Origin of the sequence: Micromonospora sp. NPDC023737 (assembly GCF_040639715.1) — a bacterium.
Classification (GTDB): Bacteria; Actinomycetota; Actinomycetes; order Mycobacteriales; family Micromonosporaceae; genus Micromonospora.
Genome location: NZ_JBFAAL010000036.1, coordinates 1 through 10342, shown reverse-complemented (window position 1 = coordinate 10342; position 10342 = coordinate 1). Strand labels below are relative to the sequence as shown.

Here is a 10342-nt window from a genome sequence, read left to right as displayed (position 1 = left end):
CCACTACCCCCAAAGCCTGGGAGGTCGAGAGTCGAGTTCACAACTCAGGTGCGAAGCGTAGCGGTCTGCACCAAGCGCCCACTTGCCCAACATCCGCTTCTCGGCATGAGCGGGTGCTTCGCCACGCCGATCACTATTGGCCCGCGGCTACGCGGGGAACAGCTTCCAGTGCCCCTCGGAGACGACCTCGACGGTGCCGTCGGTCACCTTGATGGCCGTCTGGTCGTCGATTGCGTAAGCCGGACCCGCGATCTCGGCCGCCCATTTTTCGGCACCAGCCATGGTGTTGTCCGGTTCGAGACCCAGGTGCGGGAAGATCGAGAAGCCGACGACCCCCAGTGTGCGGTCGTCGGGCGCGGACTGCCACTCCACGAATTCCGCACCGATCCGGGGGGTCAGCACCATGCTCCCAGCACTCAACCCCACCCAGACGGTGTCCCGCAGCGACGGAAGGAGGTCCGCCAGCCCGGACTGCCGCATCCAGTGGCACAGGTACGTCGCATCGCCGCCGTGCACGAGCAGGACATCAGCCTCCCGGACCCAGGGGACCCACCGCTCCTCGCCGATGCTGGGCAGCGCTGTCAGCTCGAGGACGCCCAGCGACTTCCAACCGAGACCGCTCATGGGTAGCGGCGTCTGCCCGCTGATGAAGCGCCAGGCCGAGGCCGGCCCGCCCATGGGGTGGGCCGCCGTAGGGATGCAGAGGGCACTGGAGTCGGCGATCGGCTTGCCCAGCAGCTCGACCAGCGCATCGCGGATGCTCGCGTTCTGGACGCCTGCGGACGTGAGAAGAAGCTTCACGCTTGCCTCCTGTACGTATCGGTCATGACGCTCTCCCCGAGAGTCGAGAGATCGGCTGCATGGGAGTACAGACTGGACACCATAACGAGACTCTTCGCCGTTGCGACCCCTCAAGCCCCCCACACGCGCATCGGCAGGTCCGGATGCCGCCCACGCCGCCTACCGTAAACTCTGCGTAGTGAGCACCTCGCGGCATGTCCGAGCGTCTGCGGCGGTGCCCGGTGGACGAGTCCCGCTGCTAAGGATGGTCGATGGAAGTCGCCTGCGACCAACGCACTCTCCAGAGCCCGCCGTCTCGGTCGCGGCGATAGCAGTCGAGATGCCAGCATTCCAGCAGCCCCGCCTCTTGTTCCCGGACCGCGATGTCGATGAGTGAGATGCTTCTATAGCTGTCAAGTGGTGCTGGTGGCTGAGTGGGCGCCGTTTAGGGTCCGGAAGAGTGCCGGCTGATGTAGCGCTTGAGGCTGCGCATGATCTCGCGTTTGGTGCGTCCTTCGCGGTCACGCAGTCGCGGGTGCGAGGGCCGTGGCCCATGCGGACCAGCGCGGCGGCTCTCCCTCATCCCGCGTCAGCCGCTCTCGCCGACCGTGAGCGCACCCTGCGCTTCTACGGCAACCTGACCCAGGCCCAGATCGCCGAGCGGGTCGGTGTCTCCCGGATGCACGTCCCCTGCCTGATCACCAAGGCCCTGGCCGGTCTGCACGGTCGTCTCGCTGTCGACGCGGCGGGCACCTCCCACGTCAGCTTTTGTAGCATTTGCCTACTTTGCCCCGTGTTGACATAGATACACTCCGCCCGAGGCTTTTGGGGTGCTCGTCGCCCGGCAGTGCATCAGCTACAACTTTCGCGTTTTGAATCTTGCCCGGGGGCGGGATCTTGATTGGTGGGGGAATCCGTGTCGATGATCCGTTTGGCTCGCGCGTGTCGCGTACGCCGTCGATCTACTGCAATGTTGATGGCGGGGGCCGTCGCCGCCACGACGATCCTTGTGGGCGTCGTTGGGACACCGGCATGGGCACAGGCCCCGGTCCCGTTAGGGGATGCCGAGACATACGGGGTGTTGGCCGGTCAAGCGGTCACTGACGTCCCGCCCCCCGTCGGTCCTTCTGTCATCAACGGGGACCTGGGTGTCTGGCCGGGCACGTCGGTCACGGGTGATCCGGTGGTAAACGGCGCCACGCACGTCGGTGACGCCGAGGCGATGCAGGCCCAGGCCGATCTGACCGCGGCGTACAACTTCGCCGCAGCCGAGCCCACGACCAGCACGGTGGGCGAACTCGGCGGCCGAACCCTGGTCGCAGGGGTGTACACGTCACCCGCCACCATGTCTCTGACCGGCACCGTCACGCTGGACGGACAGGACGATCCCAACTCGGTGTTCATCTTTCAGGCGGGGTCCGATCTGATCACCGCGGTTGACAGCCGGGTCAGGCTGGTCAACGGGGCCCAGGCGTGCAACGTGTTCTGGCAGGTCAGCAGCTCGGCGACCCTGAACACCCGAACCGTCTTCGTCGGAAGCATCCTGGCGCTGCAATCGGCGACGCTGGGTGAGGGAGCCACCGTCGCCGGACGGGTGTTGGCCCGCAACGGCGCCGTCACGCTGATCCACAACACGATCACGCGACCGTTCTGTGCCGCATCCATCGCGCCACCGACCATCTCGAAGGCTTTCGAAGATGCGACGATCCCGGTTAACGGAACGACGTCGCTGAGTTTCACTCTCACCAACCCCAACGTGGGTACGGCGTTGACCGGCGTCACCTTCACCGATGCGTTGCCTGCGGGGCTGGTGGTGGCCACTCCGAATGGTCTGACTGGCTCGTGTGGTGGTGGCACGATCGCCGCGACGGCCGGTGGTGGCAGCATCAGTTTGGCTGGTGCGACGTTGCCGGCTGGTGGGAGTTGCACGTTCTCGGTGAACGTCACCGGTACGACCAGCGGTACGAAGGTCAACACGAGCAGCCCCGTGGACTCGAACGAGAGTGGCCCGGGTGCCGCCGCTTCGGCGAGCGTCACGGTCGGCGCGGAGGTCGTCGCGCCACCGACGATCGCCAAGGCTTTCGATGACGCCACCATTCCGGCTGGCGGGACGACCTCGCTGGGCTTCACTCTCACCAATCCCAACGTGGGTACGGCGTTGACCGGCGTCACCTTCACCGATGCGTTGCCTGCGGGGCTGGTGGTGGCCACTCCGAATGGTCTGACTGGCTCGTGTGGTGGTGGCACGATCGCCGCGACGGCCGGTGGTGGCAGCATCAGTTTGGCTGGTGCGACGTTGCCGGCTGGTGGGAGTTGCACGTTCTCGGTGAACGTCACCGGTACGACCAGCGGTACGAAGGTCAACACGAGCAGCCCCGTGGACTCGAACGAGAGCGGCCCGGGTGCCGTCGCATCGGCGAGCGTCACGGTTGCCGTCGCCACACCACCGACGATCTCCAAAGCCTTCGGGGCCACGACCATCGCCGCCGACGGGACGACATCGCTGAGCTTCACCAGCAGCAACCCCAACCCGAGCACGCCGTTGACCGGCGTCACCTTCACCGACGCGTTGCCTGCGGGGCTGGTGGTGGCCACTCCGAATGGTCTGACTGGCTCGTGTGGTGGTGGCACGATCGCCGCGACGGCCGGTGGTGGCAGCATCAGTTTGGCTGGTGCGACGCTGCCGGCTGGTGGGAGTTGCACGTTCTCGGTGAACGTTACCGGCACGACCAGCGGTACGAAGGTCAACACGACTAGCCCGGTGGACTCGAACGAGAGCGGCCCGGGTACGCCCGCCGCGGCGAGCATCACGGTCAGGGTTGCGGCACCACCGACGATCGCGAAAGCGTTCCGAGACGCCACCATCCCGCTTAACGGAACGACGGCGCTGGAGTTCACCCTCACCAACCCCAACGCGAACACGACGCTGACCGGCGTGAGCTTCGTCGACAACCTTCCTGCGGGCCTGGTGGTCGCCACTCCCAACGGCGCCGAGACCGACTGCGACTCCGGCACGATCGCCGCGACTGCCGGAAGCAGCAGCATCAGCCTGTTCGGCGCCACTCTGGCGGCCAACGCAAGCTGCACCGTGTCAGTCAACGTCACCGGCACAACCACCGGAACGAAGGTCAACACCACCGCTGCCGTCACCTCGGTCCAGAGCGGTCCGGGCACCCCTGCCTCGGCAAGTGTCACGGTCGGCGCTGCGGTCGTCGCGCCGCCGACGATCTCCAAGGCCTTCGAAGATGGGACGATCCCGGTTGGCGGGACGACGTCGCTCGAATTCACGCTCAGCAACCCGAACGCGAGCAGGACGCTGACCGGTGTCGGCTTCGTCGACAACCTCCCCGCGGGGTTGGTGGTCGCCACTCCCAACGGTTTGAGTGGCTCGTGCGGTGGTGGCACGATCAGCGCGACCGCCGGCGGCAGCAGTATCCGCCTAACCGGTGCGACGTTGCCGGCTGGTGAGAGTTGCACGTTCTCGGTGAACGTCACCGGTACGACCAGCGGAACGAAGTCAAATACAAGCGGTCCGGTGGACTCGAACGAGAGCGGCCCCGGTGCTGCTGCCTCGGCAAGCATCACAGTCGGCGCTGTCGCAGCACCGACGATCGCCAAGGCCTTCCGGGATGACATCATCTCCATCAACGAGACGACGTCACTGCGCTTTACCCTCCGCAACCCCAACCCGGCCACGTCGCTGACCGGAGTCGGTTTCGTCGACAACCTTCCTTCGGGGCTGGTGGTCGCCACCCCCAACGCCGCCCAGACCAACTGCGCCTCCGCAACGGTCACCGCGGCTTCCGGCGGCAGCAGCATCACTCTGGCCGGAGCGACCCTGCCGGCCAACGAGAGTTGCACAGTGTCGGTGAACGTGACCGGCAAGACCGCGGGGAAGAAGGTCAATACGACGGCCGCTACCTCGATCGAGAGCGGCCCAGGCTCTCCTGCCTCGGCAAGCATCACGGTCCGTAAAGGCATTCTGCCCGTCACCGGCAGCCGGATCTCCTCCTACGCCACGATGGCACTGACCATGCTCGGCCTCGGTGGATTGCTTATCGTGATGAGTCACCGGCTGGTCCGGCGTAGGCGCCAAACCGCCTAACCACCCCAGTACTCCAACGTCGCCTGGCTACGGCGTTGGGCGTGGCGGGGGCATGAGGACGGCCACCGCGTTGATCATCGATGGTCTGTGAGGACAATCGAAGATCGCGCGGTGGCCGTGCCCTGTCTGTCAGGATGAGTTGAGGCCAACGGCTCGTAGCAAGTCCGTCTGGCAGGGCGATTTCAGGATTGAGTGAGGTTCCCCCCGGGATGTGGACACCGGGTTATGCCGCGATCTGATGCAGCGTAGTCGGTGTGAGGGTCCGTTCGTAGTCGGCGGGACTGAGGTAGCCGAGTGTGCAGTGGCGGCGTCGGTGGTTGTAAAAGGCAATCCAGCAGAAGACGTCGCGGCGGGCGTCGGCCTCGGTACCCCAATGGCGGTGGTCGACGTCGAGTTCTCGTTTGAGGGTGGCGAAGAACGCCTCGGCCAGGGCGTTGCCGTATGACGAGCCGACCCGGCCCATTGAGCGGCGGATGCCGTGCCGTTGGCAGGCGTCGGCGAAGTCACCGCTGCCGTATTGCCTTGGGCGCCCCTGTCGGAGTGGAAGATCACGCCATCGACTCGGCCGCCGCGGGCGGCGACCGCGGCGTGCAGGGCGTCGATGATCAGGCTGGTGCGCATGTGGGTGTTGATTGACCAGCCGATCAGCCGGCGGGTGGCGCTGTCGATGACTTGGCCAGATAGAGCCAGCCGCCGCCGACGCGCAGGTAGGTGATGTCGCCGCACCAGCGCTGGTCCGGTGCGGTGGCGGTGAAGTCCCGGCCGATCAGGTCCGGCACCGGCGCGACGGCCGGATCCGGGATCGTGGTGCGTTTGCGGCGGCGCAGATGCCGGCCCACCACGTCGCGTTGGCGCATGATTCGCTCGACCCGCTTGCGGTTGACCCGCACACCCTGGTCACGCAGCTCGACGGTCACCCGCGGCGAGCCGTAGGTGCCGCCGGAGTCGGCGTGAATCCTGGTGATCTGCTTGGCGAGGGTGTCCTCGGCGGTGGCGCGTGTCTGGCGGGCGGGCTCGCTGGCTGTCCAGCGGTAGAACCCGGAGCGGGACACCGCCAGGATCCGGCACAGCCCAGGGGATCGCCCGGATGATGCGCGATATGCAGCGCGAGTTCGACAAGCACCCCATCCAGGTGACGACGGTCGCTGATGCGCCGACGGGCCTGCGCGGGGTGGAGCGTGCACCCGGGCAGACGACGATCACCTACAACGGGCCGGTGATCCACGGCGGAGCCGCGGGCGCTCAGCTGGCCTGGAACAACACTGGCACCGTCAGCCAGCAGCAGACGCGCAACGAGCAGATCGCGCCTGGCTTCGAGGCCCTGGCCCAGGCCGTGGTCAGCACCCGGCAAGGGCTGTCGGCGGTTGGGCTGTCGGAGCAGGACCTGCAGGACGCGGAGGCTGCCGCCGACGAGGTCCTCACGGAGGTCACCCAGGAGACGCCGGATCCGAGCCGGCTCCGGCGCAGCGTGGCCGCGCTTAAGGGACTGCTTGCCCCGATCGCCACCGGTTTGGCCACTGGTGCGGGTGAGGGAGCCCAGGCGTGGGCTCAAACTGCCATCGAGCAGCTGGGCAACGCGGCCATCGGCTGAGTCAGATCCAGGAGTCTGGACGGCCGTGCAAAACGGGACACTCACGGGTCACGAAGTTCGCGCCCTACCCGGCCCTTGAGACTGGCAGGGTCATGTAATCCAACTGTCTCGTATTCCTGCCTGCGGTCCTTTCCGTGGTAGCTGACGGTGATGACTACTTCGAGGGCTCCCGGTGTCGGTCGATGCTCGGGCGATGGGTCTGTGGCGGCTCAGGACGACCGCACAAACAGTCGGGCCCCTCGCGATGCCTCGGTACCTGCGGAGACACCCTTGGCCTGCATAGCGGAGGACATCGGCAGTGCCTCTCAGGCTGGTATCACCCGCGTGGGCAATCATGGTGTGTTCGGCGGGTTGGTGCGGGTCCGGTGGTGCTTGACTGCGCTTGTCCGGAGCGAGCGATTCTCACGTCTCTGGCCGGTGCGTGACTGGCTGGCGATATCCCTCTCGGTCCGGCGTGGGGTTTCACATCGCCGTCGAGGGGGTTACGGATGTTTCGCCCAGGTTCGTTGCTGGCTGTCGGGTTGGCCCTGGCCGGTGTGCTCGGCACGGGGACAGCCGCGCCCGCGCACGCCGATCAGGGGAAGCAGTGTCCGGCGGAGCGGCTGTTGGCGCAGCCGCCGTTCCCGCCCACGAACGTCAACCTGTTCACCCCGCAGACGTACCCGCAGGCGTCGCCGATGGTGCCGGCGCCGCCGCGACAGATCACCGAGACGCAGTTGCGGGTGGAGCTGGTCAAGGCATTGCTGCCGCGGGCTCACCGGGATCCCGGTGTGGTGGTGCGCGGCCTGCTGGTCTTCGACGACCCCAAGATCAGAAAGATCATCCCGGATCCGAACCTGCGAGCCGCGTTGGCATCGCTGGTGGGTGGACCGTCCGAGGTCAGCGTCGAGACGATCCGCTCCGGCCTCTACGCCGAGGTCCTTTTTGCAGACCTGGACCCGAGCGCCATTGCGGAAGTTCGGCCGCCAGGTCCGCGGATCCTGTTCAACGAGCGGTACCGGTACGAGGACTTCCGGCTACTCGGGGTGGCGATGGCGCACGAGACGCTGCACCAGGACCCGAACATCAGCCCGAAGGAGGAGCTCATCGCCTACGCCCTCCACAGCGGCTACTACGGTCAGGTGCTGCTGGAGAACCCGACGCTGGCAGCCAGCCGCACCGAGCTGACCCGGCGCACAAACACGCAGTTGTTGGCGTTGGTGAACACCCGGGACGCGAAAGGCCGGCAGAGCCTTACCGCGAATCGGGGCAACGTGTTCCCCGGCGCGAAACCCTTGGCCAACTTCCGGTCGCTCTTCCCCGCCGACCTCGGCGCCGACACACCGGGCAACGCGGATCTGGACGCCTTCCTCAGCGCGATGACCAAGACCCGGCAACGTGGCGCCGACTTCGACGATGCCACCATCGCGCTGCTCGACGTCCGTCTACTCTGGGCCAGCCCGGAAGGCCGGTTGCGGGTCGCGAAACTGCTCCAGCTCCAACTGCCCAAGGGCTGCCCACCCTGGCCCCCGAAGGTACCGACGCAGCTCCCGGCCGACGACGGTCAGAGCAGCGACGCCTTGGCCGTACGTTGACTCCAGGGCGGCTGGACTGCCGGAGTCATGGTCTTCGTGTGGAAACCGTTCGATCCCACCGGCACTCACCCCGGCGGCGAGCACCTCGTCGAGCCCGTCACCGTTCCGCAACCACTAGTGGGCTGTCCACGAACATTTGCCGGGTTCAGACACGTCGGACGGCTTGTGCCGGCTGGCAACAGCCGGGTGCGGGATCAGTCGACGAGGACGGCCGAGGCGCTCATGACTGTTGACCTTGCCCAAAGGTGAAGGCTGACACTGTCTGTGGCGAGCGAGCTGGCGAGGTGAGCGCTTGTCGCTGACCGAACACCAATGAGAGGGGGGGGCTTGATAGATGACGATCTCCTGGCAGAACAGATGGCCTACTACCGGGCCGGTGCGGCCGAATACGACCGGCCCTATACAGAGCACGAAGACCTGCAGAGGTTGCTGCCTGTCGTCGATGACCTTCCGATCGCCGGGGATGTGCTCGAGTTGGCCTGCGGAACGGGTCAGTGGACCTCTCTGCTCGCCGCGCGGGCACATTCGGTGACATCTGTCGATGCGGCACCCGAAGTGTTAGCCCTGGCTCGGGCGCGCACCGCATCTCCTACCGTCCAGTTTATTGAGGCCGACCTGTTTGAGTGGCAGCCGCCACGACGCTACGACACCGTGTTCTTCGCCTTCTGGCTCTCCCATGTCCCGCCGACACGCTTGCCCGACTTCTGGAACACCGTCGCCACCGCGCTCGCGCCGAGCGGCAAAGCAGTCTTCATCGACGACGGCCCCGCCGTAGCCGCCGGCGAAGAAGTCCTCGCGAACCAGCCGACCCCGGCGGTGCTGCGCCGGCTCGATGACGGCAGCCAGTACCGCATCGTGAAGGTATTCCACGATGCTCAGACCCTCACGGACGTCCTCACAGCGCTGGGGTGGTCCGTCGGCATCCGGCCCATGGGCGGGAACTTCATCGGCATTGCAGAACCGCCGACCACCCCAGGCGAACCCGCAACCGCGCCGGCATCCTGAGCCCGGCGGTGCCGTACCGGCCAGGCCACCCGCACTCTCCAGAGGTCGTCTGCTGACGAGAGTCCCGTTACCCCCTGGAGCGCAGCCGGACGGCACAAGCCGCCCGGCGCGTCTGAGCGTCAGGCGGCCTTGGTGCGGGGTCGTCCCCAGCGGTGTTGGCGTTCGCTGCGGACGCGGGCGCGTTCTCGGCGTTGGGCGGCCAAGACGTCGGGGTGACGGGCGTTGATGTTGCGCCAGCGCAGGCATTTCTGCGTCTCACGGGCCAGAATGGTGTGGTTCGGATGGTTCGAGTTCGCCATGGTGAAGGTGCGTAGCGGTCCGAACTGGGCCTCGATCGGGTTCGCCCACGAGGCGCTGGTCGGGGTCAGGCAGAGTTCGACCTTGTTCCGGGCCGCCCATCGACGGATAGCCGGGGTCTTGTTCGCTGGCAGGTTGTCCAGGATGACGTAGATCGGCGCGCCGTCCGGGCGTGCGGCCCGGATCGATTTCAGGGCGGACAGGGTGTGGTCGCCGCCTTTGCGGCGGCGCATCACGCCCCAGAGTTGGTCGTCGGCGAAGCTGTAACAGCCGTGGAAGTAGCGGATGCCGTGCGTGCACCCGGCGCCGTCATCACCCAGCAGCGCCGCCTGGCCCTGCTACGCCGGTTCACCACCGACGACCACGCCGACGTCGGCACCCGCACCGCCGCCTGCCTGCTGCTGCTCTACGCCCAACCGCTCAGCCGCATCCAGCACCTCACCACCGCGGACGTCCTCGACCACGACGGCGAGCTGCTCATCCGCCTCGGTGACCCGCCCGCGCCAGTTCCGGAACCGTTCGCCGCGCTGCTGCGGCACCTCGTCGACGCGGCCGGCCCGCCGCCGGCTCTGCTGTTCCCCGGCCGGCTCGCCGGGCAGCCCGTCGGCTACACCACCCTGCACAACCGGCTCCGCGCGCTCGGGTTCCCGATCAAGGAAGCCCGCGTCGCCGCGCTGCGCCAACTCGTCCTGCAAGCACCCGCCCCGGTCGTCGCCGACGCCCTCGGCTTCCACCCCACCGCCGCCACCAGGCAGGTCACCAATGCCGGCGGCACCTGGAGCCGCTACACCAGCGGAGCCGACTGAACTTCCGAGGCTTCACCCGCCATCAACACCCAGTGGGCCGCCGGTAGCTACCAGCGAAAAGACAACGCTAACCCCATTGATCGGCGTGGCTAGGGCCTGTCCTGTCGATCATGGAAGCCAGATGATGGCGGCGATCAGGACCAGGCTGGCTCGGTAGAGAGATGCGCGTTTGGCGTAGCGGGTG

9 protein-coding genes and 1 pseudogene are annotated in these 10342 nt (G+C 67.0%); 6 read left to right on the top strand and 4 right to left on the bottom strand.

Features of this window, described 5'->3' with window-relative positions:
- Window positions 1–147: 147 nt before the first annotated feature.
- Complete coding sequence (locus tag AB0F98_RS31615) at window positions 148–801, bottom strand: Type 1 glutamine amidotransferase-like domain-containing protein (RefSeq protein ID WP_357743201.1); 654 nt, start codon at window positions 799–801, stop codon at window positions 148–150.
- 532 nt (window positions 802–1333) lie between these two features.
- On the opposite strand from AB0F98_RS31615, the gene AB0F98_RS31610 reads away from it, so the two are divergent.
- Both AB0F98_RS31610 and AB0F98_RS31605 read left to right on the top strand, forming a co-directional pair.
- Window positions 1334–1585 carry a sigma factor-like helix-turn-helix DNA-binding protein gene (locus AB0F98_RS31610; RefSeq protein ID WP_357743199.1) on the top strand — a complete coding sequence of 84 codons (252 nt, stop codon included), beginning with the start codon at window positions 1334–1336 and terminating at the stop codon, window positions 1583–1585.
- Window positions 1586–1702: 117 nt separating this feature from the next.
- The gene (locus tag AB0F98_RS31605) at window positions 1703–4885 is read left to right on the top strand and encodes an ice-binding family protein (protein WP_357743207.1); all 3183 of its coding nucleotides are present in this window, start codon (window positions 1703–1705) and stop codon (window positions 4883–4885) included.
- Between the two features lie 223 nt (window positions 4886–5108).
- Here the strand turns inward: AB0F98_RS31605 and AB0F98_RS31600 are convergent, their stop codons facing one another.
- Both AB0F98_RS31600 and AB0F98_RS31595 read right to left on the bottom strand, forming a co-directional pair.
- The gene (locus tag AB0F98_RS31600; RefSeq protein WP_357743204.1) at window positions 5109–5360 is read right to left on the bottom strand and encodes an integrase core domain-containing protein; all 252 of its coding nucleotides are present in this window, start codon (window positions 5358–5360) and stop codon (window positions 5109–5111) included.
- A gap of 169 nt (window positions 5361–5529) precedes the next feature.
- The gene (locus tag AB0F98_RS31595) at window positions 5530–5937 is read right to left on the bottom strand and encodes an IS3 family transposase (RefSeq protein ID WP_357743196.1); all 408 of its coding nucleotides are present in this window, start codon (window positions 5935–5937) and stop codon (window positions 5530–5532) included.
- A 35-nt stretch (window positions 5938–5972) separates the two neighbouring features.
- Here AB0F98_RS31595 and AB0F98_RS31590 point away from each other — a divergent pair, with 35 nt between their 5' ends.
- From AB0F98_RS31590 to AB0F98_RS31580, 3 genes are all read left to right on the top strand, one after another.
- The gene (locus AB0F98_RS31590) at window positions 5973–6476 is read left to right on the top strand and encodes a hypothetical protein (RefSeq protein WP_357743193.1); all 504 of its coding nucleotides are present in this window, start codon (window positions 5973–5975) and stop codon (window positions 6474–6476) included.
- 488 nt (window positions 6477–6964) lie between these two features.
- Window positions 6965–8050: a hypothetical protein gene (locus tag AB0F98_RS31585; protein ID WP_357743190.1), complete on the top strand. Its 1086-nt coding sequence runs from the start codon at window positions 6965–6967 to the stop codon at window positions 8048–8050.
- A 327-nt stretch (window positions 8051–8377) separates the two neighbouring features.
- Entirely contained in the window at window positions 8378–9055 is a 678-nt protein-coding gene (locus AB0F98_RS31580) for a class I SAM-dependent methyltransferase (RefSeq protein ID WP_357743187.1), read from the top strand.
- Between the two features lie 119 nt (window positions 9056–9174).
- On the opposite strand, the pseudogene AB0F98_RS31575 reads toward AB0F98_RS31580, so the two are convergent.
- A pseudogene (locus AB0F98_RS31575) lies at window positions 9175–9648 on the bottom strand (transposase); the annotation flags it as partial.
- On the opposite strand from AB0F98_RS31575, the gene AB0F98_RS31570 reads away from it, so the two are divergent.
- Entirely contained in the window at window positions 9643–10158 is a 516-nt protein-coding gene (locus tag AB0F98_RS31570) for a hypothetical protein (protein ID WP_357743185.1), read from the top strand. The pseudogene AB0F98_RS31575 and the gene AB0F98_RS31570 sit on opposite strands and share 6 nt — an antisense overlap.
- Window positions 10159–10342 lie beyond the last annotated feature (184 nt).

What these genes read in the sequence shown, in the direction of transcription:
- AB0F98_RS31590 (WP_357743193.1), top strand. Translation starts at nt 5,973, where the DNA reads ATGATGCGCGATATGCAGCGCGAGTTCGACAAGCACCCCATCCAGGTG.
- AB0F98_RS31605 (WP_357743207.1), top strand. Translation starts at nt 1,703, where the DNA reads ATGATCCGTTTGGCTCGCGCGTGTCGCGTACGCCGTCGATCTACTGCA.
- AB0F98_RS31610 (WP_357743199.1), top strand. Translation starts at nt 1,334, where the DNA reads ATGCGGACCAGCGCGGCGGCTCTCCCTCATCCCGCGTCAGCCGCTCTC.
- AB0F98_RS31585 (WP_357743190.1), top strand. Translation starts at nt 6,965, where the DNA reads ATGTTTCGCCCAGGTTCGTTGCTGGCTGTCGGGTTGGCCCTGGCCGGT.